Origin of the sequence: Novosphingobium sp., assembly GCF_020852455.1 — a bacterium.
Classification (GTDB): Bacteria; Pseudomonadota; Alphaproteobacteria; order Sphingomonadales; family Sphingomonadaceae; genus Novosphingobium.
The window spans coordinates 59,764-84,440 of record NZ_JADZAT010000009.1 but is presented as its reverse complement, the minus strand read 5'-3'; the positions used below and the strand labels follow the sequence as shown (position 1 = coordinate 84,440).

The following is a 24,677-nucleotide window of genomic DNA, read 5'->3' as shown; positions in this document are numbered from 1 at the left end:
TTGGGGAGCTTTCATGCGCCGTCATATCGCCACCGTCCTGCTGCTTGCCGCCGCCACACCCTTGTTCGCTCAACCGGCCGCCGCGCCGCTCGATCCGATGACCAACGACAAGGTGCCCAGCTATGACTGGGTGCGTCCGCAGGCTGACTTTGTCCGGCGTGAGGTGATGGTGCCGATGCGTGACGGGACCAAGCTTTACACCGTGATCGTGTTTCGCAAGGGCACCAGCGGAGCGCCGATCCTGCTCAGCCGCACGCCTTATGATGCCAGCGGCGCGACCAGCCGCAACCGCAGCCAGAAGATCGAAGAGATCCTGCCGGTGATGGACGCGCCGTTCGTCAACGATGGCTATATCCGGGTCTATCAGGACGTGCGCGGCCTGCACAAAAGTGAAGGCGACTATGTGATGGCGCGCCCGGTGCGCGGGCCGCTCAACAAGACCGGGATCGACCATTCGACCGACGCCTATGATACGATCGACTGGCTGGTGAAGAACGTGCCCGAGGCCAACGGCAAGGTCGGGATCATCGGCTCCAGCTATCTGGGCTTTACCGCGCTGATGGCGCTGATCGATCCGCATCCGGCCCTGAAGGCCGCAGTTCCGCAATCGCCGATGGTCGATGGCTGGATGGGCGACGACTGGTTCCACTATGGTGCGTTCCGCACTTTCGGGTTCGACTATGCGCTGGGCCAGACGGTGGAGAAGGGCGGCGGTTCGGCCCCGATCGGCAGCGGTGACGAATTCGACAGCTATCTGGCTGCCGTGTCCTCCGCCGGGTTCGCGCGGGCCTGGGGGATCGATGGCCTGCCGGCGGTGCGCAAGATGATCGAGCATCCCAGCTATGACCAGTTCTGGCAGGAACAGGCGGTCGACAAGATCCTGGCCAAGCGCAAGCTGACCGTGCCGACGCTGGTGATGCTGGGGCAGTGGGACCAGGAAGACAGCTATGGCGGCCCGGCGGTGTTCAAAGCAATCAAGGCTGCCCAGCCTGACGCACCGGTTACCCTGGCAATTGGCCCATGGCGGCATTCGGGCGCGAACTATGAAGGTTACAACCTGGGGCCGATCAGGTTCGAAGGTGATACCGCGCTGCAGTTCCGTACCGGGTGGATCAAGCCGTTCCTCGATTGCCGGCTGAAGAGCGCGGCACCGCCGTGCAAGCCGATGCCGGCGGCGGTCACCTATGCCACCGGCACCAATCGGTGGGAGAGCGACGCGACCTGGCCGGCGGGCAGCGAGAAGCCGCTTTACCTGGCCGGCAATTTCAGCCTTTCGTTCGACAAGCCGGCCGCGGCGGGCAGCGATGGCTATGTTTCCGATCCGGCCAACCCGGTGCCGTTCATCCCGCGCCCGGTGCGGATGGAAGGCGATACCTGGCGCAACTGGCTGGTACAGGACCAGCGCTTTGCGTCGGGGCGACCCGATGTGCTCAGCTATACCGGTCCGGTGTTGACCGAAGCGGTCCAGATCAAGGGCGCGCCGCGCGTGGAACTGCATGCGGCAACCTCTGGTGCGGACAGTGACTGGGTGGTCAAGCTGATCGACGTCTATCCGTCCGAACAGTCCGCGCCATCGGGCCTGCCGGGTTACCAGCTGGGGATCGGGATCGAGATATTTCGTGGCCGCTATGTCCACGGTTTCGCCACGCCCGCGCCCCTGAAGCCCGGGCAGACCTATAAGTTCGGCTGGTCGCTGCCCAATGTGAACCACGTGTTCCTGCCGGGCCACCGGATCATGGTGCAGGTCCAGTCGAGCCTCTACCCGCTGTATGACCGCAACCCGCAGACCTGGGTCCCCTCGATCTTCGACGCACCGCCCGCCGCCTACAAGAAGGCCAACCAGACGGTGCGCTGGGGTGGCAGCGAGGCGAGCGCGGTGTGGCTGCCGGTGGTGAAATAGCGCCGGGCTATTTCCCCCGCGCCAGCTTGGCCATCATCTGCGTGCGCAGCTCCATCACCTCTTCGGCTTCAAAGCGCGAAAGGTCGGCCAGCCCGACGATTTCGTCGGCGCCATAGCAGTTGGCCAGGTCGATATCCTCGCTGCGAACCGTTTCACCGGTGGCAAGCGAGAAGAAGGTGCGGACCTTCGGCTTGGTGTAGTCAGCCGGATCCTGGTCGATCACCATCGCCAGCCGCTGGCTCTTGAGCTCGACAAAGGTGCCAATCGGGAACGTGCCGATGCACTGGACGAAGGCGGCGAAGACCACCGGATCGAACCGCCTGCGCTGTTCGGACATGGCCTGCAGCACCGCGCCGGGATCGACCGGCTGGGCGCCGGGCATATAGCTCGCCAGCTCGTCATAGGCATCGCAGACCGCGGCCATGCGGCACAGCAGCGGGATGTCGCCGCCGATCAGCCGCTGCGGATAGCCCGAGCCGTCGTTGCGCTCGTGATGGTGACGCGCCACCGCGACAGTCGCTTCGGCCATACCGCTGGCCGCCAGGAAATTGGCGCCCAGTTCGGTGTGCTGGGCCAGCACATCGGGCGGCAGCCGGCGATGGTCGCTGCCATAGTCGGCCAGATCGACCGGCAGCAGATTGACCCCGACGTCGAACATCAGTCCGGCCAACCCGGCCTCGCGGATTTCACCGGGCGAGAGCTTGAGTGCGCGGCCCAGCGAGACCATTAGCGCCGAACAGGCCAGCGCGTGGCGATAGAGGTATTCGTTGTCCTGTTTGCAGCGCATCAGCCCGTTGAAGGCGTGCGGGTTGCGCTGGACCGAGGCGAAGATGTCCTCGATCACCGGCTCGACCGTATCGGCCCTGATCGACTTGCCCAGCCGCATTTCAAGGAACACTTTCGACACCACCTTGCGGCCGCGCTCGGCGATCCGCGTGGCATGGCCGAATTCGCGCGCGGTGCTTTGCGGCGTGGTCGAGCGATAGTCGAACTGCACCGGGCTGCTGGGCGGCACGAAGCGGCGGCGTTCGGCTTGCTGGCGGGCTGGCGGGGCCGGGCGGGCAACCGGCAGGTCGCCGCGCCGGACCAGCACGTCGCGGCCCTTGGAGATGTCGATCACCACGGCCTCGATATCGGCATCGCGCAGGTCCTGCAGCGTTTCCTCGTCATCGAGGACGAATTTGGTCTTCCAGAACGGATGCTTCAGCCAGCTGCCTTCCAGCTTCTGCACGAACATGCCCATTTCGACCTGTGAGGGGCTGATTCTCTTGAGCATTTTCCGTGCGTTCCCGTGCTGGCGTTACGCTTCGCGCATAACGCCGCCGGGACTGCGGCACGGTGAAGGGGGCGCTAGGGGTTTCTCCTAGTCGCCCAACATATAGCGCCGCCGTTTGGCCTTGTAGCCATCGGGTATCAGGTGCGGCGGCAGCCATTCGTCGGTCTTGGTCTTGAGATAGCCGGCATCGGGATCGGCCTTGCCCGCGGCCTTCAGCTTGGCCACCAGATAGCGGGCATAGTGGTGATCGAAGATCCGCATGAATTCGCCGAAATAGATGTCTGCCACGCGGGTATCGCCGCGGATCACCAGCATGTTCTCATCATTGTTGCGCTGCGACGGGCGGCTGAAATTGGCCGATCCGGTGATCACCAGCGGATCGTCGTCCAGCGGATCGACCAGCATGAACTTGTCGTGGATGTAGTCATTGGAATTGAGCGGGTTGCCGCTTTCTTGGGCGAAATTGGCCAGGGCCCCGGCATCCAGCTTGCCCCCCGCCGCGAACAGCACGTCCCGGTCCACCCCGATGCTTTCGTCGGCGGCAAGGTCATCGTCCTTGACGATGAAGCGCAGCACGTCGTTGTCCTTGGCGATAACATCGGAAAACAGCTTGTCGAGATTGAAGGCCAGCGTGATGCAGACCACCTTCTTCGCCTCATCCATCCGGTCGGCGTACCATTGCAGCGAGGTCAGCTCCTGCGTGCCGTCGCGCGGGCTGAACAGCGGGATCGTGCCCTTGCCGGGCTTGCCGGCGGGCAACGGGCTGAGTGCGCGGGCGGGCCCGCGCAGACTGCCGACGGCAGTATCGGCCTTCAGCAGCTTCCAGTATTCGTTATAGGCCGTGGCCACCGTCCGATCCCAGACGATGTGGCCGACATTCGAATGGCCGAAAATCCCGCCGTCCGAGATGTTGGTCGATCCGGTCCAGACCGCGACCGGATCATCGCCCTTGAACAGGATCATGAACTTGTTGTGGCGGATCCCGGTCGAGGTCCGGCGCGGGAAGGCACAGTTGCGTTCGGCCAGCCCGGAATGGGCGATCACCGCCTCGTTCTCGGCCTTGTAGCTGCTTTCCGCGTCATAGACGATCTCGACCAGCGCCCCGCGATCGTGCGCCTTGGCCAGCTCGATCGCCACCGGCAGGTAGTGGAATTCATAGAACGCGGCGCGCAAGCTATAGCCGTCCTGGGCGAGGCCAATGAACCCGGTCAGCGCTTCGAACAGCCCCCGCGACAGCCAGACCATTTCCTCGGCCCGGGGATTGTCGCGATCGGGCTTGCGGTTGTCGAACCGGCGGGCATAGGCCTGCGATCCGATCACCCCGCGGTTGAAATAGACGTCGTGCCGGGCCTTGTCGTTGGGCTGCTGCGGATCGAGCAGGTATTCCTTCTCGGTCGATATCCGGACCGAGGTGGCATGGCCGCTGCGCAGTTCGAGCAGCTTGGGCTCGCCATAAACCGGCACCACCTTGTAGCGATAGGTCTTGCCGGTCTGGGCGGTGTAGTCGGCCCACAGGAAGCTCTGCACCGGATGGTCGGCGCTGCTGACCGGAGTGCCCGGCGCCAGCCCGCGGTCCTTTTCGCGAAACCGCTTGATCCCGCGCATCCAGTAGCGTTCGACCACGGTGTTGCCTTCCAGCTCGGCGCGCTCGATCGCAAAGCCCATCAGCCCGTCGCGGGCCGCATCCTGCCCCGGCATGAAATCCCATGCCAGAACCACCACATAGGTCCCGGCGATCGCCCGGACCTTCAAAACCTGACCTTCCTTGATAATGCGCATGGACCGTCACCCTTCTGACCAGAGGATTTGCGACCCGGCCCTGTTGGCAACACGCGGCTGCACTGCGCTGCGCGGCGCAGGATATCAGCGACCCGCCGGATTTCCAGCAGCAATTTGGGGGGCGATGCCCGCGTGGCCGAACAAGACCGGCTGCAGGTCCATTCCTGGCTGGGGCGGAAGGATTCGAACCTTCGCATGCCGGTACCAAAAACCGGTGCCTTACCGCTTGGCTACGCCCCAGCAGGAGCGCGGCCTATAGTCAGGCCGCGCCGCCAAGGGAAGGGGGCAATTCAGTCTGCCAGCTTGTCGAAATCGGCGGCCGAATGGCGTTCGATCAGGCCGGTCGGCAGGTTGACCTTCTGCCCGCGCTTCACCGCCGGGCGGGCCAGGATTTCCTCCACCCAGCGCCCGATACTGGTGTATTCGTCCAGCGACAGGAACGTCGCCGCATCGTTGTAGGCAAAGCCGCGATAGAGCAGCCCCAGCCAGGCATAGGTTGCCATGTCGGCGATGGAGTAGTCATCGCCGGCCAGGAACCGGCTTTCCGCCAGCCGCTTGTCGGCAACGTCGAACAGCCGCTTGGTTTCCATCGCATAGCGGTCGATCGCGTATTCGATCTTGATCGGCGCATAGGCATAGAAATGCCCGAACCCGCCGCCGATGAACGGCGCGCTGCCCATCTGCCACATCAGCCAGCTGAGGCATTCGGCGCGGGCCTTGCCGTCGCTGGGCATGAAAGCGCCGAACTTCTCGGCCAGATGCAGCATGATCGCGCCGCTTTCGAACACCCGGAACGGTTCGGGCCCGGACCGGTCGAGCAGGGCGGGGATCTTCGAATTGGGATTGAGCGCGACAAAGCCCGAACCGAACTGGTCGCCATCGCGGATGTTGACCAGCCAGGCGTCGTATTCGGCGTCCTTGTGCCCGGCTTCCAGCAATTCCTCGAACAGGATCGTCACCTTCTGTCCGTTGGGGGTGCCCAGCGAATAGAGCTGGAAGGGATGCTCACCCACCGGCAGCTCCTTCTCACACTGCGCGCCAGAGGTCGGCCGGTTGATCGCGGCGAACTGCCCGCCGTTGTCCTTGTTCCAGGTCCAGACCTTGGGCGGGGTGTATTCGGTGTCGGACATGGCGGGGCTCCTGAAAAAAAGGGCGGGCAGATTGGTGCGTCGCAATGCACCAATCTGCCCGCCAGGCAGGGTTCAAGCAAGTGGGAACGGCGATAACGCATCGCTCAGGGCAGCCCAGATTGCTTGAGGTAAGCTTCCGGCGGAAGGAAGGGGGGCCAGAAGCAAACGCAGAAACCAAATCAGAGGAAGAAGTCACTCCCGCCAAGCGTGCCGGAAAGCCCGGACATCTGGATCTGAAAATCGGCAATGCCATCGCCATCGACGTCGGCAGAGATCACCCCGCCGGAATAGCGCAGCTGCCCGGCGACCCTGCTGAAACCGGCATTGCCGATGAAGGTGAAGGCCTGATCGCCATCGAGCAGGCTGTTGGCATCGAGCCCGGCGAGGTCGATCTTGTCCGAACCGCGGGTGAAGTCGGTGATCCGGTCGCGATTGCCCGATCCGACGCCGCTGTCGGACAGGGCGGTGAACTGGAAGATATCGGCACCGCGGCCGCCTTCGAGCACGTCCACGCCTGCGCCGCCAAGCAGGATATCGTTGCCGTTGTTGCCCAGCAGTTCATCGTTGCCGGCATCGCCTTCAAGCCGGTCATTGCCGTCACCGCCGCTCAGCGTGTCGCGCCCGGCGCCGCCCTGCAGCCGGTCGGCATCATCGCCGCCGAACAGGTAATCGTTGCCGGTGCCGCCGATCAGCCAGTCCAGCCCCGATCCGCCCAGCAGGAAGTCATCGCCAGCGCCGCCGTCGATCCGGTCATTGCCATTCGCTCCGAACACAACGTCATTTCCGCCCAGCGCGTTGATGATGTCGCCGTTACCGGTGCCGAACAGGAAGTCACGCCCTTCGGTGCCAAGGATCGGCAGCGGGCCGCTGGGGGCAACATTGATCCGGAAGGTATCGCTAACAGTCGCTCCGGCGCGGTCGGTGGCGGTGACCGTAATGTCCACCGGCCCGACATTCCCCGCCCCCGGGGTGCCCGAGAAGATCCCGGTTGCCGGATCATAGCTGAGCCAGGCCGGCAGGCTGCCGGGTGCGATCGTCAGGCTGTCGCCCACATCAGCATCCGCAAAGGTCCCGCTGGGCAGGGTGAAGCTGAATGCCGTGCCTTCGGTCGCCGCCTGGTCGGGAACGGCGATCGCCACCGTGGGCGCGTCATTGGTGTTGGTCACCGTGATCCGGAAGGTATCGCTGGCGCTGCGGCTGCCATCCGATGCCGTGACCGTAACATCAAAGCTGCCGACATCGCCATTGGCGGGGGTCCCGCTGAAGGTTCGCGTGGCAGGATCGAAGCTGAGCCAGGCCGGCAGGCTGGATACGCTGTAAACCAGCACAGCGTTATCGACATCGCTGAAGGTGCCTGCGGGAAGCGTATAGTTGAACGCGGCATCCTCGGCCGTGGTGCTATCGGCCAGCGGATTGGCCAGTTCCGGCGCGTCGTTGACCGCCGCGATTGCCAGCGCGATCGTTGCGACATTGCTGGTCAGCGAACCATCGCTGGCCCGGAAGGTAAAGCTGTCGGTACCGTTGTAGTTCGCGCCGGGCGTATAGACATAGCTGCCATCCGCATTGAACACGATCGTGCCGTGTTCCGGCCCGGTGACCAGCGTATAGGTCAGGCTGTCGCCATCGGGATCGCTGGCGGCGACCTGTCCGGTGATGGTGTTGTCCTCGTCGTTCGATCCGGTGCCGTTCTGCGCCACCGGGGCGCGGTTGGCCTGCTGTCCGGTGTTGAAGCTGCGGTGGCGCCACAGATCGAGGACAGTATCGACACTGCCATTCCAGGGATCGAAGGCTTCGCCGCGGTCAAGCCAGACCGCAGTAAAGCCGCCGCCGGGCATGGCCACCAGATCAAGCTGGCCCTGATCGCCGGTGGTGGTCGTGTTGACCGGCACCCAGTCTCCTACCGGGGTGCCATCGCGGTTGAACTGGCGCGCGACGATATCGTAACCGGTTGGGCTGGACAGGCTGCCAACAAAGCCCGCGACCACAAAGGTGCCGTCGGGCAGGGTAATCATGTCATGGGCATATTCGGGATGGTAGCCGGTCAGGTCCGTGGTCAGCGTGGCCTTGGGGCCCTGTGCGCTGCCATCGGCGTTGAACACCTGGAAGGTCAGGCCATGGATGTCGTTCCAGGTCATGATGAACGATCCGTCGGCAAACGCTTCGATCACCGGCGTGACAAGGTTCGTGGTGAAACCGCCAAACGAGCCAGAGCCGCTGTCGATGACCTGCGCGGGGGCCAGCGCAACGCCCGAAGGACTGAACACCTGGGCGTGCAGCGAAGGCAGGTCAAAATTCGTCAGCAACGGCTCGACCCAGGTCGCAACGATATTTCCATTGGGCAGAACCGAAATGTCGGCATGCAGCGGCACGTCGCCGCTGTTCTGGACAGTGCCTTCGACGATAGTCTGGCTGAGCTGGTTTCCGGCCGCGTCAAGAATGCGCAGCACCGGCTTTTCGACATACCAGGATGATCCGTCGCCCTGCGGAACCTCGAACAGGTCAACGCCGAACACCGCCAAGCCGCCATCGGACAGCACGGTCATTTCAAAGCCATTGCTGAACTTGGACATCGTTTCCGATTGCCCCAGCAGCGTGCCTGCGCTGTCAAAATGGAGGAAGTCGATCACTTCGCCTGAAACGACGCGCTGCACATAGAAGCTGCCATCGGCCCCGGCGATCGCGCTGCCAAAGGCGGTGGCGTTGCCCAGATCGGCTGGAAGGGTGAATGCCGCGCCCAACGGATTTCCGGCAGCATCGAACAGTTGCAGCATCATGGCTGGCGGTGAACCGGCTTCATCGGTCCAGCCCATCAGGGTGTTCCCGTTGGACAGCACCAGCGCCTGGCGCGGCACCAGAGTGCCATCGCTGCTGGTGTTGGGATTGGTGACGACTTCGCCTGAACCGGTAAGCGGCATGGTGGTTGCTCCTTTGCGGCTGAAGCTAACCGGCCAGCGCCGCGAATTGCAGGTCCAAGGACGTACTGGTGCATCGCAGCATTCCTCCCGTTCTGGGACAGTTGGTCGAACGGGGCTTAAGCGGATTGGCTGATTGCCCGGGCGGCCCGATTGGCTATGGTCGGGCGATGAAAAGACTGATCATGGCCTCGCTGGTGTTCATCGGGCTCGTCGCAACCGGTGCGCCCGCCACTTCGCAAGAACCGCTCAGCGCCGAACGGATCGTCGATACCGTCAAGGTGCTGACCGACGACTGGTTTCAGGGCCGCGCGCCGGGAACGCTGGGGGAAGAACGCACGGTCGGCTATCTGATCGGACGCTTTCAGGCCCTGGGGCTGGAGCCGGGCGGGCCGGGCGGCAAATGGGTCCAGCCGGTGCCGCTGCTGCACACCCGGCTGGGAACGCCCCAGCAGCTTGAGTTGGCGACGCCGCAAGGGGTGGTGCCGATCAAGCTGGGCACCGATGCCTATCTTTCGACCTTGCAGAATGCGGACGCGGCGAAGGTCAGCTCTGCACCGCTGGTCTTCGTCGGCTATGGCGTCACCGCGCCGGAACGCAAATGGGACGATTTCAAGGGCCTGGACCTGAAGGGCAAGGTCGCGGTCTTCCTGATCAACGATCCCGATTTCGAAGCCTTGAAGGGTGAGGCCGTGGCCGGCCGGTTCGGCGGCAAGGCGATGACCTATTACGGGCGCTGGACCTACAAGTTTGAGGAAGCCGCGCGGCGCGGGGCGGTGGCGGCGCTGATCGTCCACGACGCCGAAGGGGTCGGCTATGGCTGGAACGTGGTGGTCAGCCCGGGGGGCGAGAATTACGGCCTGGTTCGCAAGGACGGCAGCCAGACCAGCCTGGCGCTGCAGGGCTGGCTCAGCCACGAAATGGGCGACCGGCTGTTCGCGATGGCCGGGCAGGATCTGGGCAAGCTGCGCCTCGCGGCGCGCTCGGCCAAGTTCCGGCCGGTGCCGCTGACCGGCGTGACGCTCTCGGCGGCGATCCCGTCAAACCATGAGGTGGTGATCAGCCACAACGTCCTCGCCCGGCTGCCGGGCACCACCCGCGCGGATGAAGTGGTGATGATCGGCGGGCACTGGGATGCCTATGGCCAAGGCAAGCCCGATGCGCAGGGCCGGATCTATCGCGCCGGGGCCAATGACGATGCGCTGGGGATCGCCGCGATGCTGGAGATTGCGCGGCGGATGAAGGCCGGACCGGCGCCGCAGCGCTCGGTGGTGTTCGCCGCCTGGACTGCGGAAGAGCGCGGGCTGCTCGGCAGCGAAGGCTATGCCCAGGACCCGGTCTATCCCTTCGACAAGACCGTCGCCAACCTGACGATCGACGTGCTGCAAACCGCCGGTGCGGCCAAAGACGTGGTGCTGATCGGCAAGGGCCAGTCAACCATGGAGGACGAACTGGCCGCTTTCGCCGCCAGGCAGGGACGCACCGTGACGCAGGAAAGCCTGCCCGAACGCGGCCTGTTCTTCCGCGCCGACCATTTCCCGATGGCCAAGCGCGGAGTGCCGGTGCTGCTGATGATGGGCCTGGCCGGGGCCAGCGACCTGGTCGAAGGCGGCCGACCCGCCGGGCAGAAGTGGATCGATGACTATACCGGCCGCTGCTATCACCAGGCCTGCGACGCCTGGGACGCCAGCTGGAACATGGCCGGGGCAATGCAGGACATCGAACTGGTCCACGCACTCGGCTGGGACCTCGCCAATTCGAGCCGCTGGCCGCAGTGGAAACCGGGCAGCGAGTTTGCGGCGGCGCGGGGGAATGTGGGGAAGTAGGTCTCCCCCATTTGGGTCAAGAGACAGATTGGTTCACGCAGAGGGCTTGAGCTGAGCCGCAGGCTCTTCTCCCGAATGATGCTGCGTTTGCCGCACCGTCGCCTTCTGAGAGCGGCTTCGCCGCAGGCGAGACATCTCTGCGCCTCTGTTTTCTGCTCTGCGCCCTCTGCGTGAACCCCCTTGTTCTTGGTCGGCCTGAAAGCTCAAGCTTGACAGGAAGACACGTATATCACATATTTCTGTCATGACAGAAATTACCAACGAGTCGTCCAAGCTTCATCCCGCGGTGCAGGAATTCGTGCTGCGTTGGGGGGACCTGGGCGGGCAGTGGGGGGTGAACCGCTCGGTCGCGCAGATCCAGGCGTTGCTGATCCTCAGCGAAACCGCGCTGAATGCCGAAGAGATCGCCGACCGGCTAGGCATGGCGCGCTCCAACGTGTCGAACAGCGTCAAGGAACTGCTGGCGTGGAAGCTGATCCGGCGGGTGCCGGTGCTGGGCGACCGGCGCGATTACTACGAGGCCGAGACTGACATGTGGCAGATGGCCAACAAGGTTGCCCAGGGCCGCAAGGAGCGCGAGATCGACCCGATGCTCGCCGCGATCGATGCGGCCATGGCCCAGGCTGACCAGACCCCGCTGCACCCCACGGTCGCGCGGCGGCTGGCCGACATGCACGGCTTCATCCACACGGTCGAGGGCTGGTACCGCCAGATGCTCAACGTGCCGCCGCACCAGATCATGCGGCTGATCAAGCTGGGCGCGAAAGTGGTGGGGCTGCTCAAGTTCGTTGGCGGCAAGGGTGAGAAGGAAGCGGACTAGCGGGCGAAAAAAATTTGCTCGCCGATTTCTCTTGATACAGAAATTACGAAAGGAACGGGAGATGGCTCAGGCACTGGCAAGATGGGAGGCGCAACTCGCTTCCGATGCGGCACTGGCCGATCTGCGCTTCGCCCGGCTGCTGGGCAGCGAGGGCTGGGCGCGGCTTCCGGCTTTGGTGCGGGCGCGGTTTGCCAAGCGTTATGCTCCCGGGTGCTCGGTAAGTTACGCGGGTGTGATCGGTGAGTGCCGCTTGAGTGCCATCGGCCTTTGCCTTGCGCACCTCTGCCGGCTGATCGGGGCACCGTTGCCGCTCGATCGCGGCGGCGGGCTGGCGGCGGTGGTGACGGTGACCGAACACGGTCCCTCGGGCGGGCAGGTCTGGACCCGCGTCTATGCCCGCCGCCGCGGCTTTCCGCAGGTGATTCACAGCGCCAAGATGTTCACCGGCCCCACCGGGCTGGAGGAGTATCTGGGGCTCGGCTTCGGGGTCGCGCTGACGGTATCGGCCGAGCGGGACCGGATCGTCTTCCGCTCGCACCACTACTTCCTGAAGCTCGGAAAACTGCGGTTTCGCCTGCCGCGCTGGCTCGCGCCGGGCCAGCTGACGATCGATCACATCGACCATCATCATGGAGCATTCGCTTTCGTGCTCGACTTGCGGCATCCCCTGCTGGGCGAGCTGATCCACCAGCACGGGGAGTTTCACGACCAATGAGCAAGCCCCTTGTCCTGATCCTTGGCGGTTACGGCGGCTTTGGCGCGCGGCTGGCGCGGCGGCTGGCAGGCGATGGCTGGCAAGTACTGGTTGGTGGCCGCAATCTGGCCAAGGCCCGGGCTTTCGCGGCGACCTTGCCGGAGGGCGAGGGGATCAGCGCCGATCGCGGGAGTGACCTGGTGCCATTGCTCGAACAGCATCGCCCGCTCCTGCTGGTCGATGCTGCCGGGCCATTCCAGGGCAGTTCCTACTGCGTTGTCGAGGCCTGCCTGGCCGCTGGCGTGCACTACATCGACCTGGCTGACGGCCGTGACTTTGTCTGCCAGATCAATCAGTTCGATCGAGCTGCGAAGCAGACCGGACTGGCTGTCATCGGCGGAGGATCGAGCGTGCCGGCGTTGTCCGGCGCGGTGGTGCGCGAACTGGCTGCGGGCATGGAGCGGGTGGTCGCGGTCGATATGGCGATCAGCGCCACGACCCGCGCCAGCTCGGGCCGCTCGGTGGTCGCGGCGGCGCTCAGCTATGCCGGAAAGCCGATCCGGCTCTGGCGGGCGGGCCAGCAGGTCGAGGCCCACGGATGGTCGCTGATGCGGCGCGAGCACTTTGCGGTCGATGGTGTGGCTCCGCTGGGCCGGCTGGTCGGGCTGGCCGAAGTGCCGGATCTTGAATTGATGCCCGACCAGCTCCCCGGCAAGCCTGCCGTAACCTTTCGCGGCGGCTCGGAATCGGGCCTGCAGATGCGCGCGCTCGGCGTGCTCAGCTGGATCGCGGCGCGCGGGTGGCTCCAACGGCCCGCGCGTTTGGCGGCGCTGCTTGCTCCGCTTCAGCAAGCAAGCGCGCGGCTGGGCGGAACACGCTCGGCCATGAATGTAGATGTGATCGGCCTGGCAGAAGGGGCGCCGCTCCACCGCAGCTGGACCCTGATCGCCGAACAGGGGCTGGGGCAGGAAATCCCCACCCTGGCGGCGCAGTTGCTGGCGCGGCGATTGCGGGCTGGAGCGCTGGCGCCCGGTGCGCGCGATGCCTCGCGCGAGCTGGCTCTGGCCGATTTCCAACCCTTGCTGGCCGAGCTGCCGCTGTCGCAGCAGGTTCGGGAAGGGAATGTTGAACCACTCTACCAGCGCCTGCTGGGCGAGCGTTTTGCGGCGATGTCCGTGCCCTTGCGCTCGATGCATGCTCCACTGGCCGAAACCAGCGCGCAAGGTGAGGCCAGGGTTGAGCGTGGGCGCAATCCGCTCGCCCGCCTGCTGGGCTGGATCATGGGCTTTCCGGCGGCTGGCCACTATCCACTCGACGTTCGCTTTAGTCCTGAAGCAGGCACGGAGCGTTGGACGCGGACCTTTGGATCATACCGCTTCTCCAGCGAAATGGCTGGATCCCGCGACGGCTTGCTGATCGAGCGCTTCGGCCCCCTGCGGTTCACGTTCCGGATCGTGATTGATGGCGAGGGGGCCTTGCAGCTTGAGCTGGCCCGCTGGTCGGCGTTCCACCTGCCAATGCCCGGGTTTCTCGCTCCCAAAATTGCCGCGCGCGAATGGGATGCCGGTGGGCGCTTCGGATTTGATGTGGGCGTGACGATGCCGCTAATCGGTCCGGTGGTGCACTACGTCGGTACGCTGACGCTAGAGAATTCGGGCCTGGTGCTCGGCTGAGGGAACCCAGCAGGTCGCGCGCTTGCCGAACAGACGGTAACGGTTGCGCGCCACCAGCCGATAGACCGGATCGCGCAAGGCGCGGGGAACCAGCCGAAGCAGACCCAGCATGCGCCAAGGCCAGCCCAGTCCGGCATAGATCGCCAGTACCGCATCGCTGTCACGCAAGGCGTGATCCCCCTCGACCACGATCAGCGTTTCGGGGTCGGCCGGGTCGATCCCGAAGCGGCGGTAAAGCGCGCTGCCAACCTCGCCCTGCATCGAAGCCAGGTGGAAAAGGCCGCGCCTGTCATGCCGCAGGACGAATTGGGCATTGGCCGAACACAGCACGCAGAGCGCATCGAACACGATGATCGGTCCCGCTGCGTCCCGGTCCATCAGCGGTCAGTCCAGCCGCATCACCCAGCCATGCGGATCGGGCGCTTCGCCGCGCTGGATCGCGGTCAGCCGGGCCTTGAGCTTGCCGGTCAGCTGGCCGGGACCGCCGCTGCCGATAGTGAATTCACCATCGCGACCGGCAACCTTGCCAACCGGGGTGACCACTGCGGCGGTGCCGCAGGCGAAGGCTTCGACCAGCTGGCCCGAGGCGGCATCGGCGCGCCACTGGTCCAGACTGTACTTGTCTTCTCGAACGGTCAGTCCTTCATCGCGGGCCAGCGCGATCAGACTGTCGCGGGTCACCCCTTCGAGGATCGTGCCGCTGATCGGCGGGGTCAGCAGGCTGCCATCGGCAAAGACGAAGAACAGGTTCATGCCGCCCAGTTCCTCGATCCACTTGTGCTCGGCCGCATCAAGGAACAGCACCTGATCGTGCCCCTTGGCAAAGGCTTCGGCGGTGGGGACCAGGCTGGCGGCATAGTTGCCGCCGCATTTGGCCGCGCCGGTTCCGCCCGGGGCCGCGCGGGTATAGTCCGAAACCCAGATCGACACCGCCGGGGCGCCGCTCTTGAAGTAATTGCCGGCCGGGCTGGCGATCACCAGGAACTTGTAGCTCTTCGCTGCCCGCACGCCCAGGAAGGCTTCGGTCGCGATCATGAACGGGCGCAGGTAGAGCGAACCGCCTTCCACGCTCGGGAACCAGTCCTTGTCCACCTCCACCAGTTCGCGGATCGCCTGGATGAACAGTTCTTCGGGAAGTTCGGGCATGGCAAGGCGCCGGGCCGACTGGTTGAAGCGCCGGGCATTGGCCTGCGGGCGGAACAGCGCCATCGAGCCATCGGGGTGGCGATAGGCCTTCATCCCTTCAAAGATTTCCTGAGCATAGTGCAGCACCGAGGCCGCCGGATCGAGCGCGATCGGGCCATAGGGCAGGACTGCGGCATTGTGCCAGCCAGCCTCTTCAGACCAGTCGATCGAGACCATGTGGTCGGTGAAGCGGGTGCCGAAGCCGGGGTTCGCCAAGACTTCGGCGCGCACCTCGGCCGGGGTCGGCGCGGGGTGGGGCACTTGGGCAAAACGGGTCGCGGGTTCGGCGAGGGTAGCCATCAGAATCGAATCCTTGCACTGCGAAGCGCGGGCATTGAACGAAAATTACATCTCGCGCAACCCGCAAGCAATAAAAGTAATGACGTTATTTCTTTTTCCTTCATAGCCCATGAACGGGCCGAGGCCAAGCGGCAGCCCCAAATGAGAAGGGCTGCCCCGGCCTAACCGGAAGCAGCCCTTCGCATGGTCAGCGGCCGGAAAGCGCCGCTCACGAAGCCTCTATCGCTTAAACAATGCTCAGCGATAATGCTCCATCAAGCGGGTTACCGACCTCCCTGCTGAACCATGAGACATCGGTCACCTCCTTTCGCGCTGTTGAGCCATTCGCCCCCGGACGAGGACTGGACCGTGGCGGAAAGACCGCTTTGGCCTTGGTCATAGGTGTGATTCATTTCTCGCTGCACAACAAGTCTTGCGTGAAAAAAATTTGCTGTCAGAATTCTGCGCTTCGGCCCGCGACCGGGCAGTTCTCCACAGCCAAGCTTCAGCGGCAATCCTCGATCACCCGGCCGATCTCGGGCCAGCTGGGCAGGTAGAGTGTTTCCATCCCTGCGACTTCAAAGGCGAAGCGTCCGCGCGAAAAGGCGATCGAATCCAGCATCGGATCGCTGGCATGCAATTCGGCCACGATCCAGCCGGGCGGCGAACGCAAGGGATCGCTGCTGAGCGGCCGGGTTCCGAAGGTGCTGGTCAAAGCCATTGGGGTGGCGACTGCCTGGCTGCCAGCCCGCGACAGCAGCACGCGGCCATTGAGCTTGTCACAGCTCAGGCCGGCCTTGGCTGAACCGTCGGTTCCGACAAAGCTGGCGGTTGAACGGCCCTGGACGATGGCCCAGCGCCAGGTGCCCGCAGTTTGCGCCGCGTCACGCCAGTCGGCCGGGGGCCTGGGCAGCGGCGGGGGCGGCGGGAGCGGTGCCGGCGTGGGTGCCGGCGCGGGGACTGGCACCGGCCTGGGCGGCGCGGCGCAGGCGGCGAGCAATGCCGGGCCAAGCAGCGCGGCGGCCTTGGCCCAGACTGGCGACGAGGGAGCAATTGCCTTCACCAGCCTTCTATGGAAGGAGGCGCGGCAATGAGCAAGCAGCGCAAGGAACGGGTGGACCAGATGCTGGTCGAACGCGGCCACGCCGAAAGCCGCACCCGCGCGCAGGCGCTGGTGCTGGCAGGCCTGGTCTTTTCCGGCGAAACCAAGATTGCCAAGCCCGGCCAGACGCTGCTTGCCGATGCTCCGCTGGAGGTGCGCGGACGCGATCACCCGTGGGTTTCGCGCGGCGGGATCAAGCTGGCCCACGCGATCGACCATTTCGGGCTCGATCCGGCAGGCGCGGTGGCGATGGATATCGGCAGTTCGACCGGCGGGTTTACCGATGTGCTGCTGAGCAAGGGTGCCAGCCACGTCTTCGCGGTTGATTCCGGCACCAACCAGCTCGCCTGGAAACTGCGCCAGGATCCGCGCGTCACGGTGCTGGAACAGACCAGCGCGCGGGTGCTGACCCCGGATCAGATCGACCGGCCCTGCAACTGGGTGGTTTGCGATGCCAGTTTCATCGGGCTGGCCAAGGTGCTCGACGTGCCGCTGAAACTGGCCGCCACACCCTGCCGCCTGGTCGCGTTGATCAAACCGCAGTTCGAAGTGGGCCGGGCCGAGGTGGGCAAGGGCGGGGTGGTGCGCGATCCGGCGCTGCACCAGCGCGTCTGCGATGAAGTGCGCCAGTGGATCGAGGGGCTGGGCTGGCAGGTGCAAGGTATCGTCGAAAGCCCGATCACCGGGCCGGAAGGCAATGTGGAGTTCCTGATTTCGGCCTTGCGCGAAGTGGACTAGCTTTCGAGCAGCACCGAACGATCGACATTGCGGGCATCGATCGCTCCGGTCAGACCCAGCGCGGTGCGCATGTCCTGCTTGACCAGGCCCAGATAGCGCGCAAGCGCTGCCTCGCCGCCAGCACCCAGGGCCAATGCCCAGGGGCGCCCGATCAGCGCGGCCTTGGCCCCCAGCGCCAGTGCGCGGACCAGGTCTTGCCCGGTGCGGATCCCGCCATCGACCAGCACTGTGGTCTTGTCGCCAACCGCATCGGCAATCCGGGGCAGCATCGCCGCACTGGATGCAACGCCATCGAGCTGGCGGCCGCCATGGTTGGAAACGATGATCCCGTCAGCGCCAATCGCAACGGACTGGCGGGCATCGTCGATATCGAGAACGCCCTTGAGTACCAGATTGCCCTTCCAGATCCCGCGCAGCCATTCGATATCTTTCCAGGTTACCGAAGGATCGAACTGTCCGGCCATCCACAGCATGAAATTGGCGACGTTGCCCGACCCCGTGCCCGCAACATATTTGGCGACGTTGCCAAGGCCGTGCGGGCGACCGCGCAGGCCTACGTCCATCACCCAGCGCGGATGCAGGCCATAGTCGATCGGCCCGGCCCGCAATTTGCCCCAGGCACCAAGGCCGCCGGCCATGCCATTGCGGATATCGCGATAGCGCGTGCCCAGCACTGCCAGGTCGATCGTGAAGGCCAGCGTCCGCACCCCGTGATCCCAGGCACGGGCAAGGATATCCTGCACCACCCCGCGGTCCTTCAGCATATAGAGCTGGAACCAGAATGGCCGGTCCGAGACCTTGGCAACCTCTTCCATCGAGCAGACCCCGACGGTGGAAAGACAAAAGGGAATTCCGGCCGCATCGGCCGCGCGCTTGGCCTGTACCTCGCCGCGCCGCGCGGTCATCCCGCCCATGCCGACCGGGGCCAGCACCAGCGGCATGGCCAGCTTTTCACCGAACAGTTCGACCGAGCAATCCATCTTCGAAGCATCGCACAGGACCTTCTGGACCAGCTGAACCGCTTCCCAATCGGCGGTGTTGCGCCGCAGGGTCACTTCCGCGCCCGATCCACCGTCGATGTAATCGAACAGGAAGCGCGGCAGGCGCCTTTCGGCGCGGGCGCGAAAATCGGCATAGCTGGCGGGAAGCAGGTTGAGCGTTTCGCCCATCAGAGCAGCGCCTCGATCAGCCGCGGCCCCTTGTGCGCCAGCGCATCGGCCAGCGCCTGGCGGAAGCCTTCTGCCGTATCGACGCGCACCGCCGGCACGCCCATCCCTTCAGAGATCTGCGACCAGTTGATCGCCGGATTGCGCAGGTCGAGCATCGACAGCGCCTTGGGCCCGGGGTTTTGCACGCCCACCCGCATCAGTTCGATGTTGAGGATCGCGTAGGACCCGTTGTTGAGGATGATCGTGGTCACATCCAGGTTTTCGCGCGCCATGGTCCACAGCGCCTGGACGGTGTACATCGCCCCGCCATCGCCGTGCAGCGCGATCACCTTGCGGTCCGGGCAAGCGACCGCAGCCCCCACCGCCAGCGGCAGGCCCTGACCGATCGAGCCGCCGGTCAGCTGCAACCAGTCATGCTTCCTGGCCGCCGCGCAGGCCAGCATTGATGCACCGCCCTGGGTCGCGCCCTCATCGGAGACGATCGCGTTCTCGGGCAGCAGTTCGGCCAGCACCGCGCCCAGGTTGGCGCTGTTGAGCTGGCCTTCGGCGGCCGGGAATGCGCCCGCTTGCTGAACCAGCGCGGGTTCGGCCGGGGCATTCAATGCCGTGGCCAGCCCGGACAGGGCGTGCAGGGCATCCTCGCGCATGCTGGCCAGGCGGACCAGGTTGGCGCCCTCGGGTGACAGCCAGCTGGGCTTGCCGGGATAGGCGAAGAACGAGACCGGCGGTTCGCTGCCGCAGAACACGATGGTCTTGAATTCGGCAATGAAGGCCTGCGCCTGCTCACCGAAATAGGGCAGCTTTTCAACCGCGACCCGGCCCACGCCGCGCTGGTGGCGGGTGGCAAAGGTTTCGCAGACCAGCCGGCAGCCGGTAGCCGCCGCGATCCGCCCGGCTTCGATCAGCGCCTCCTCGCGCAGCGCCCGTCCGCCCAGGAACAGGCACTTCGGTCCCTCGCCATCCTTGAGCGCTGCCGCAGCCGCAGCAATTGCCGCGTCCGGCGTCTTCGCAACGGCGGGGACAGGCAGGGGGGCAACCGGAGCGGAGCCTTCGCTCCAGGCATGGTTGGCGGGCACGATCACCGTGGCGATCCGGCCGGGATAGCCCTGCGCGACCGAAAAGGCTTCGGCCCCCGCCTGGGCCAGGTCACGTTCGGAGGTTGAGGTGCGGACCCAGTCCGACATCGGCCGGGCAACGCCTTCGGTGTCCGAAGTCAGCGGAGCATTGAAATGCTTGTGATAAGTCGCATGGTCGCCGACCATGTTGATCACCGGACTGCCGGCCTTCTTGGCGTTGTGCAGGTTCGCCAGGCCATTGCCCAGACCCGGGCCCAGATGGAGCAGGGTCACCGCCGGCTTGTCGGCCATGCGGCCGTACCCATCCGCCGCGCCGGTCACCACGCCTTCGAACAGGCCCAGGATCGCGCGCATCCCGTGCTGCCGGTCGACCGCCGCGACCAGCTGCATTTCGGACGTGCCGGGGTTGGCGAAGCAGACTTCCACTCCGCAGGCATGCAAGGTTTCGATGAATGCTTCAGCGCCGTTCATGATCCAGAATCCTCCCGTTTGCAGCCAAGTTTTCAGACATTGCGGCGTGGTGCAAGCGCGATCAGACTGACGCTACGGAATGTCTTCCTCGCGGATCGTGCGGACCAGATCCTTGAAGGCCTTGGTTGCGACTCCTTCCAGCGCTGGCATCATCGGTTCGAAGGGTTTGCCATAGCCGGCGAAGACCGTCAGGCCTTCCATCGCGGCGGAAATGAACAGCACCAATGCGGCCCGCTTCTCTGCTGGCAGGTCGGCCCTCATGTCAGCCACGATCTCATCAAGCGGGGCGCGGGCGCGGACATACAGTTCGTGCATGCGCTCGAAAACGAACGGATCGTGATTGGATAGCGCCCACAGTTCGGGGAAGAACCGGGTGGTCTTCAGCGTGCGCAAGTCCTCCAGCACGGTCTCGCAGTACAGATCGAGACGCCCTTCGGGGGGCAGCTGGGGGTGATGCATGATCTTGTCGAATTCGATCTCGTAGCTCGAGATGACCGAATCGAGCAGCGCCTGGACCAGGTCTTCGCGGGTTGGAAAGTGGTAGGTCAGGTTGCCCAGCTTCATGCCGCAGGCCGCCGCAATCTTGCGCATCGACATGGCCCGATAGCCCGAATTGACCAGCAGGTGCAGCGCGGCGCGCAGGATCTCTTCGCGAGTCTCGTGCCCCTTGGCATAGCCGCCTTCACGCGGAGGAAAGGCCAGATCGGCGACTGTAATGGCCTGAATCTTGCGTTCAAAGGTAAGCGAATCAGGCATTTGTTGTCGAATCTCCGGATCAGTCAGAAACCGTACGATAGACAAATTTAGGACACTTGATAAACTTTACCTCAAACCGTCAGCATGCGGTCAACGGCGGGGGATGGGTCAAGACTCCGCTTGGGGAGGGACCTATGCGATCGATGTCATTCGCGCTTGCGCTCTTGCTGACAGCCGGCTCGGCCGTGGCGGCAACGCCGCCGCCGCTGCCGGAAGAGCCGATCCCCAGCGTCGGCACGCTGCCAGACAGCTATCCAAAGCATTGGGTGCTGGTCCATGACTTCAACTTCAATGCCATTCTTGATGGCAAGGTGGTGGTGGTCGATACGGAGAACCTCGCGCAGCCGATGAAGGGCGTGGTCCGCACCGCGCAGTTCGGGAACCTGCTCTACGCGCCGGAAAAGCACGAGTTCTATACGGCAGAGACCTTCTATTCACGCCTGACCCGCGGCGAGCGCACCGATGCGATCACGGTGTGGGATTCACGCAGCCTCCAGCCCAAGGGTGAAATTCTGCTGCCTGGCGGCAAGCGCCAGCAGTCGGTAACCTACAACGGGCTGTTCCAGTTCATCAACGGCAAGAAGTGGGCGGTGGTCGCCAACTTTACCCCGGCGCAGTCGGTCACCGTGGTCGATCTGGATGGCCGCAAGGTGCTGTCGGAAATCGACCTGCCGGGCTGCTCGCAATTCTATCCCACCGGCGCGCGCGGTTTCACCACCTTCTGCGCCGATGGCTCGCTGACTTCGATCCAGCTTGACGATGCCGGCAAGGTCGCCAGTTCGAAGACCCTGCCCAATGTCCAGGATATCGACAACCAGGCCCAGTTCCAGAACGCCGCCTTTGCCGGTCAGACGGCCTGGTTCGTCACCTTTGGTGGCTTGCTGAAGGGCTATGACCTGTCGGGGCCGGTAGCGCGCCCGCTGCCGGGCAAACTCTCTGTCGGTACTGCCGAAGGCGGACAGCCAGCGTGGCGTCCGGGCGGCTGGCAGGTGATCGCCGCCGGGCCGACCGGTCTGCTCTATGTGCTGATGAGCCCCTATGGCAAGGAAGGCAGCCACAAGGACGGCGGCAGCGAGGTCTGGGTGATTGATCCGTCCAGCGGCCAGCGCACCCAGCGGATCGTGCTGCAGGGCCATTCGGGCTCGATCGCGGTGACCAGCGAAGCCAGCCCGCATCTGGTGGTCGCGCGCGCGCCCGGCGATATCGACGTCTATGATGCCGTCAGCGGCAAATTCGTCCGGTCGCTCGGTGCAACCGTGGCAGCCAGCCCGGTCCTGATTACGCCGGTTCCGTAATGGCGGCGGTCGCTCTTTTCCTGGCCCTGCTGTTGGCCGCTTCGGCCGTGCACAAGGTGACGGCACGCGATCGGCTGGGCGCAGTGGTCGCGCGGCTTGCCGGCGTCCCCATGCCGCTGGGCGTGTTGCTACTGGCGCTGGCCGCCACGGTTGAGGGGTTGGCGGCGCTCGCCCTGCTGGTTCCGGGGTTGCAGATCGGCGGGGCACTGGCTGCCGCCACGCTGTGGACAGTCTATTGTCTGACCTTGCTGCGCCAGCGCGGCAAAGTGCTCGATTGCGGTTGCGATTTCGTAGCGCGCGAGCGGCCGGTCGATCTGTTCGCGATCCTGCGTCCGGCGTTGCTGGCCCTGCTTGCCGCACTGGTGGGGCGGTTTGCACCGCTGGGCCTGACGCTGGAAACCCCGTTCGCCGCGCTGGCGCTGGCCGCGCTGTGGTTCGCTGCGGGCGAACTGCATTCGATTCCCCGTCCAAGGAGTGCCCGGACATGATCCTGACTTCGCAAATCCTCTTGTGGGTGGCGGTTATCGTCCTGGCGGTAATGGTCGCCGCGCTGGCCCGGCAGGTCGGCATCCTGCACGAACGGATCGCCCCGGCCGGCGCGCTAACCCTGCACCAAAGCGTAAAGGTGGGTGAGGTTCCGACCTCGCTTGAACTCAAGACCGCGCAGGGCGGGTCGATCACCATCGGCGGCAAGCGCGACGGGCGCAGCCAGCTGGTGTTCTTCGCCGCGCCCGATTGTCCGGTCTGCAAGAGCCTGTTGCCGGTGCTGAAAAGCTCGGCCCGGGCTGAAGCGGACTGGCTGGAGGTGGTAATCGCCGGCGATGGGGACACTGCGGCCTATCAGGCAATGACTGCCAGCCATGGAATCGGCGATCTGCCGCTGGTTCTCTCTGAAGCGCTGGGTCGATCCTACGGTGTGTCGAAGCTGCCCTATGCGGTGCTGCTCGACGAGACCGGAAAGCTCGCCTCGCTGGGCCTGATCAACAGCCGCGAACACCTTGAAAGCCTGTTCGAAGCCAAGGAGCGGGGCGTCGCCTCGATCCAGGATTTCCTTTCGCGCCGCAATGGGGGTGCCTGATATGTCCGCATTCGACAAATTTACCGAAAAGCTGGCCCGCCGCCTGGCGCGCGGCACTTCGCGCCGATCCTCGCTGGCAGTGCTGGGCGCCTTTGCGACCGGCGCGGCGGTGCTGCCGGTCTTGCCGGTATCCCGGGCGGCTGCGGCGGCTCCGGCCGGCGGCGGCGGCAAGCGCCCGCCGATCGAAAGCGGTAACCCGCAGGATCCGGGCGACCAGGGGGCATGCGACTATTGGCGCTATTGCGCGATTGACGGGTTCATCTGTGCCTGCTGCGGCGGCACGGTCAACACCTGCCCGCCGGGGACCGAAATGAGCCCGATCACCTGGATCGGCACCTGCACCAACCCGGCTGACGGGCGGGCCTATGTGATCAGTTACAACGACTGCTGCGGGGTTTCATCTTGCGGGCATTGCCTGTGCAACCGCAACGAAGGCGACCGCCCGCAAGTCCGGCCGCAAGCGAACAACGACTATAATTGGTGCCTGGGCACGGAAAGCAGCATCTACAACTGTTCGGTCGCCGCGATCGTCGGGGTTGCCGAGAAATGAGCGGACTGCGCCTGCTTGCCCTGCCATTGGTCGCGGGGGCTGCAATTCTGACCCTGGCCGCCCAGCCGGTGACCGGAGCCGCCCCGCCAAATGGTGCGGTGATCTATAACCGCTGTGCGGCTTGCCACACCGCGACCGGCAAGGGAATTCCCGCAACCTATCCGCCGCTGGGAGCCGACTTCCGCAAACTGGCCAGCAAGCCTGGCGGGCGGCGGTATCTGGTGCTGGTGGTAACCCGCGGCATTTCTGGTCCCTTGACCGTTGAAGGCAAGCCCTATCGCAATGTCATGCCGGCCCAGGCCGGTCTGGATGATGCTGCGGTCGCCGCCGTGCTCAATCATGTCGGGACCAGGATCGCTACCCAGGGACCGGCCTTCAAGCCGTTCACTTCGGCAGAAGTCGGTACGGCCCGGGCCAGCGGAGCCAGCATGACTGGCAATGACGTGGCCCGGCTGCACACGGCGGTCGGGGGCGGATGAAACCGGCACTGGGCCTTGCGTTGCTGACGCTGGCCACAGTGCCGGCGCTTGCGGCAGGACTGGCCGGGCAAGAGCCCGGGCCGGTGATGCGCGGCGTGCCTAACCCGGCGCAGGCGCGGACCGACTATCAATTGAAATGCCAGGGCTGCCATCACCCCGACGGCAGCGGGAATGCCGTGAACACCCCGCCGCTGGCCGACGAGACGGCGCGTTTCCTGCACGTTCGGGGCGGGCGCGAATTCCTGGGCCAGGTGCCGGGTGTCGCGAGCGTCGATCTGGGCGATGAACGGCTCGCCCAGTTGCTCAACTGGACGCTCTATCGCTTTGATCCGCAACATGTTCCGGCGGATTTCAAACCCTATTCTGCCGCCGAGATCGCCAAGCTGCGCAAGACGCCGCTGCGGCTCGACCGGCTCGAAGTTCGCAGCCGCCTGGTCGCCGATCTGGCCAGGGCCGGGCTTGCTCCAAAATGAAAACAGGGAGGATCTG

General features: G+C 65.0%; 22 protein-coding genes and 1 tRNA gene. 12 read left to right on the top strand and 11 right to left on the bottom strand.

Annotated elements, in window-relative coordinates; translation table 11 throughout:
• Nucleotides 1-13 precede the first annotated feature (13 nt).
• Nucleotides 14-1,900, top strand: coding sequence for a CocE/NonD family hydrolase (locus IT549_RS03655; RefSeq protein WP_292970046.1), 1,887 nt, complete (start codon nucleotides 14-16; stop codon nucleotides 1,898-1,900).
• A gap of 7 nt (nucleotides 1,901-1,907) precedes the next feature.
• Here the strand turns inward: IT549_RS03655 and IT549_RS03650 are convergent, their stop codons facing one another.
• The 5 genes from IT549_RS03650 to IT549_RS03630 all read right to left on the bottom strand — a co-directional run bounded on the left by IT549_RS03650 (nucleotide 1,908) and on the right by IT549_RS03630 (nucleotide 9,000).
• Nucleotides 1,908-3,176 (bottom strand): DUF3391 domain-containing protein, encoded by a 1,269-nt coding sequence (locus IT549_RS03650; protein ID WP_292970045.1) that lies wholly within the window; start codon nucleotides 3,174-3,176, stop codon nucleotides 1,908-1,910.
• Nucleotides 3,177-3,263: 87 nt separating this feature from the next.
• Nucleotides 3,264-4,955, bottom strand: coding sequence for a phospholipase D-like domain-containing protein (locus tag IT549_RS03645; RefSeq protein ID WP_292970043.1), 1,692 nt, complete (start codon nucleotides 4,953-4,955; stop codon nucleotides 3,264-3,266).
• A 165-nt stretch (nucleotides 4,956-5,120) separates the two neighbouring features.
• Nucleotides 5,121-5,195 (bottom strand) — tRNA-Gln (locus IT549_RS03640).
• 50 nt (nucleotides 5,196-5,245) lie between these two features.
• Nucleotides 5,246-6,085: a glutathione-dependent disulfide-bond oxidoreductase gene (gene yghU, locus IT549_RS03635; protein ID WP_292970042.1), complete on the bottom strand. Its 840-nt coding sequence runs from the start codon at nucleotides 6,083-6,085 to the stop codon at nucleotides 5,246-5,248.
• A gap of 179 nt (nucleotides 6,086-6,264) precedes the next feature.
• Complete coding sequence (locus IT549_RS03630) at nucleotides 6,265-9,000, bottom strand: putative Ig domain-containing protein (protein WP_292970041.1); 2,736 nt, start codon at nucleotides 8,998-9,000, stop codon at nucleotides 6,265-6,267.
• A 167-nt stretch (nucleotides 9,001-9,167) separates the two neighbouring features.
• On the opposite strand from IT549_RS03630, the gene IT549_RS03625 reads away from it, so the two are divergent.
• The 4 genes from IT549_RS03625 to IT549_RS03610 all read left to right on the top strand — a co-directional run bounded on the left by IT549_RS03625 (nucleotide 9,168) and on the right by IT549_RS03610 (nucleotide 14,010).
• The gene (locus IT549_RS03625; RefSeq protein WP_292970039.1) at nucleotides 9,168-10,823 is read left to right on the top strand and encodes a M20/M25/M40 family metallo-hydrolase; all 1,656 of its coding nucleotides are present in this window, start codon (nucleotides 9,168-9,170) and stop codon (nucleotides 10,821-10,823) included.
• Between the two features lie 244 nt (nucleotides 10,824-11,067).
• On the top strand, nucleotides 11,068-11,643 hold the full coding sequence (locus tag IT549_RS03620) for a MarR family transcriptional regulator (protein ID WP_292970037.1): 576 nt from the start codon (nucleotides 11,068-11,070) through the stop codon (nucleotides 11,641-11,643).
• A 61-nt stretch (nucleotides 11,644-11,704) separates the two neighbouring features.
• On the top strand, nucleotides 11,705-12,358 hold the full coding sequence (locus IT549_RS03615; protein WP_292970035.1) for a DUF4166 domain-containing protein: 654 nt from the start codon (nucleotides 11,705-11,707) through the stop codon (nucleotides 12,356-12,358).
• Complete coding sequence (locus tag IT549_RS03610; protein WP_292970034.1) at nucleotides 12,355-14,010, top strand: SDR family oxidoreductase; 1,656 nt, start codon at nucleotides 12,355-12,357, stop codon at nucleotides 14,008-14,010. The genes IT549_RS03615 and IT549_RS03610 overlap by 4 nt, the downstream gene beginning before the upstream one ends.
• Here the strand turns inward: IT549_RS03610 and IT549_RS03605 are convergent.
• The 3 genes from IT549_RS03605 to IT549_RS03595 all read right to left on the bottom strand — a co-directional run bounded on the left by IT549_RS03605 (nucleotide 13,981) and on the right by IT549_RS03595 (nucleotide 16,537).
• On the bottom strand, nucleotides 13,981-14,388 hold the full coding sequence (locus IT549_RS03605; protein ID WP_292970032.1) for a thiol-disulfide oxidoreductase DCC family protein: 408 nt from the start codon (nucleotides 14,386-14,388) through the stop codon (nucleotides 13,981-13,983). The genes IT549_RS03610 and IT549_RS03605 overlap by 30 nt on opposite strands.
• 6 nt (nucleotides 14,389-14,394) lie before the next feature.
• Nucleotides 14,395-15,495 carry a branched-chain amino acid aminotransferase gene (locus IT549_RS03600; RefSeq protein ID WP_292970031.1) on the bottom strand — a complete coding sequence of 367 codons (1,101 nt, stop codon included), beginning with the start codon at nucleotides 15,493-15,495 and terminating at the stop codon, nucleotides 14,395-14,397.
• A gap of 484 nt (nucleotides 15,496-15,979) precedes the next feature.
• Nucleotides 15,980-16,537: a hypothetical protein gene (locus IT549_RS03595; RefSeq protein WP_292970030.1), complete on the bottom strand. Its 558-nt coding sequence runs from the start codon at nucleotides 16,535-16,537 to the stop codon at nucleotides 15,980-15,982.
• Between the two features lie 27 nt (nucleotides 16,538-16,564).
• Between IT549_RS03595 and IT549_RS03590 the strand changes: the two genes are divergently transcribed.
• On the top strand, nucleotides 16,565-17,314 hold the full coding sequence (locus tag IT549_RS03590; RefSeq protein ID WP_292970029.1) for a TlyA family RNA methyltransferase: 750 nt from the start codon (nucleotides 16,565-16,567) through the stop codon (nucleotides 17,312-17,314).
• On the opposite strand, the gene IT549_RS03585 is transcribed toward IT549_RS03590, so the two are convergent.
• From IT549_RS03585 to IT549_RS03575, 3 genes are all read right to left on the bottom strand, one after another.
• Nucleotides 17,311-18,483, bottom strand: a complete 1,173-nt coding sequence (locus IT549_RS03585; protein WP_292970027.1) for an L-lactate dehydrogenase — start codon at nucleotides 18,481-18,483, stop codon at nucleotides 17,311-17,313. The two genes, IT549_RS03590 and IT549_RS03585, sit on opposite strands and share 4 nt — an antisense overlap.
• Nucleotides 18,483-20,030 (bottom strand): acetolactate synthase large subunit, encoded by a 1,548-nt coding sequence (locus IT549_RS03580; protein ID WP_292970025.1) that lies wholly within the window; start codon nucleotides 20,028-20,030, stop codon nucleotides 18,483-18,485. The genes IT549_RS03585 and IT549_RS03580 overlap by 1 nt, the downstream gene beginning before the upstream one ends.
• A 72-nt stretch (nucleotides 20,031-20,102) precedes the next feature.
• Nucleotides 20,103-20,786, bottom strand: a complete 684-nt coding sequence (locus IT549_RS03575; RefSeq protein ID WP_292970024.1) for a TetR/AcrR family transcriptional regulator — start codon at nucleotides 20,784-20,786, stop codon at nucleotides 20,103-20,105.
• Nucleotides 20,787-20,929: 143 nt separating this feature from the next.
• On the opposite strand from IT549_RS03575, the gene IT549_RS03570 reads away from it, so the two are divergent.
• The 6 genes from IT549_RS03570 to IT549_RS03545 are packed head-to-tail and all read left to right on the top strand — an operon-like array spanning nucleotide 20,930 to nucleotide 24,661.
• Nucleotides 20,930-22,081, top strand: coding sequence for an amine dehydrogenase large subunit (locus IT549_RS03570; RefSeq protein ID WP_292970023.1), 1,152 nt, complete (start codon nucleotides 20,930-20,932; stop codon nucleotides 22,079-22,081).
• Between the two features lie 56 nt (nucleotides 22,082-22,137).
• On the top strand, nucleotides 22,138-22,569 hold the full coding sequence (locus IT549_RS03565; RefSeq protein ID WP_292970022.1) for a MauE/DoxX family redox-associated membrane protein: 432 nt from the start codon (nucleotides 22,138-22,140) through the stop codon (nucleotides 22,567-22,569).
• Nucleotides 22,566-23,159: a thioredoxin fold domain-containing protein gene (locus IT549_RS03560; RefSeq protein ID WP_292970021.1), complete on the top strand. Its 594-nt coding sequence runs from the start codon at nucleotides 22,566-22,568 to the stop codon at nucleotides 23,157-23,159. Before IT549_RS03565 ends, IT549_RS03560 begins: the two co-directional genes overlap by 4 nt.
• A 1-nt stretch (nucleotide 23,160) precedes the next feature.
• The gene (locus tag IT549_RS03555) at nucleotides 23,161-23,709 is read left to right on the top strand and encodes a methylamine dehydrogenase light chain (RefSeq protein WP_292970019.1); all 549 of its coding nucleotides are present in this window, start codon (nucleotides 23,161-23,163) and stop codon (nucleotides 23,707-23,709) included.
• Nucleotides 23,706-24,188: a c-type cytochrome gene (locus IT549_RS03550; RefSeq protein ID WP_292970017.1), complete on the top strand. Its 483-nt coding sequence runs from the start codon at nucleotides 23,706-23,708 to the stop codon at nucleotides 24,186-24,188. Before IT549_RS03555 ends, IT549_RS03550 begins: the two co-directional genes overlap by 4 nt.
• A complete protein-coding gene (locus tag IT549_RS03545; RefSeq protein ID WP_292970015.1) occupies nucleotides 24,185-24,661 on the top strand; it encodes a cytochrome C in 477 nt (158 codons plus the stop codon). Before IT549_RS03550 ends, IT549_RS03545 begins: the two co-directional genes overlap by 4 nt.
• Nucleotides 24,662-24,677: the final 16 nt, after the last annotated feature.

Coding starts and splice junctions, on each gene's coding strand:
- IT549_RS03545 (WP_292970015.1), top strand. CDS start 24,185: ATGAAACCGGCACTGGGCCTTGCGTTGCTGACGCTGGCCACAGTGCCG.
- IT549_RS03600 (WP_292970031.1), bottom strand. CDS start 15,495: ATGGCTACCCTCGCCGAACCCGCGACCCGTTTTGCCCAAGTGCCCCAC.
- IT549_RS03655 (WP_292970046.1), top strand. CDS start 14: ATGCGCCGTCATATCGCCACCGTCCTGCTGCTTGCCGCCGCCACACCC.
- IT549_RS03585 (WP_292970027.1), bottom strand. CDS start 18,483: ATGGGCGAAACGCTCAACCTGCTTCCCGCCAGCTATGCCGATTTTCGC.
- IT549_RS03555 (WP_292970019.1), top strand. CDS start 23,161: ATGTCCGCATTCGACAAATTTACCGAAAAGCTGGCCCGCCGCCTGGCG.
- IT549_RS03645 (WP_292970043.1), bottom strand. CDS start 4,955: ATGCGCATTATCAAGGAAGGTCAGGTTTTGAAGGTCCGGGCGATCGCC.
- IT549_RS03625 (WP_292970039.1), top strand. CDS start 9,168: ATGAAAAGACTGATCATGGCCTCGCTGGTGTTCATCGGGCTCGTCGCA.
- IT549_RS03630 (WP_292970041.1), bottom strand. CDS start 9,000: ATGCCGCTTACCGGTTCAGGCGAAGTCGTCACCAATCCCAACACCAGC.
- yghU (WP_292970042.1), bottom strand. CDS start 6,085: ATGTCCGACACCGAATACACCCCGCCCAAGGTCTGGACCTGGAACAAG.
- IT549_RS03650 (WP_292970045.1), bottom strand. CDS start 3,176: ATGCTCAAGAGAATCAGCCCCTCACAGGTCGAAATGGGCATGTTCGTG.
- IT549_RS03575 (WP_292970024.1), bottom strand. CDS start 20,786: ATGCCTGATTCGCTTACCTTTGAACGCAAGATTCAGGCCATTACAGTC.
- IT549_RS03560 (WP_292970021.1), top strand. CDS start 22,566: ATGATCCTGACTTCGCAAATCCTCTTGTGGGTGGCGGTTATCGTCCTG.
- IT549_RS03570 (WP_292970023.1), top strand. CDS start 20,930: ATGTCATTCGCGCTTGCGCTCTTGCTGACAGCCGGCTCGGCCGTGGCG.
- IT549_RS03590 (WP_292970029.1), top strand. CDS start 16,565: ATGAGCAAGCAGCGCAAGGAACGGGTGGACCAGATGCTGGTCGAACGC.
- IT549_RS03580 (WP_292970025.1), bottom strand. CDS start 20,030: ATGAACGGCGCTGAAGCATTCATCGAAACCTTGCATGCCTGCGGAGTG.
- IT549_RS03605 (WP_292970032.1), bottom strand. CDS start 14,388: ATGGACCGGGACGCAGCGGGACCGATCATCGTGTTCGATGCGCTCTGC.
- IT549_RS03550 (WP_292970017.1), top strand. CDS start 23,706: ATGAGCGGACTGCGCCTGCTTGCCCTGCCATTGGTCGCGGGGGCTGCA.
- IT549_RS03620 (WP_292970037.1), top strand. CDS start 11,068: ATGACAGAAATTACCAACGAGTCGTCCAAGCTTCATCCCGCGGTGCAG.
- IT549_RS03610 (WP_292970034.1), top strand. CDS start 12,355: ATGAGCAAGCCCCTTGTCCTGATCCTTGGCGGTTACGGCGGCTTTGGC.
- IT549_RS03615 (WP_292970035.1), top strand. CDS start 11,705: ATGGCTCAGGCACTGGCAAGATGGGAGGCGCAACTCGCTTCCGATGCG.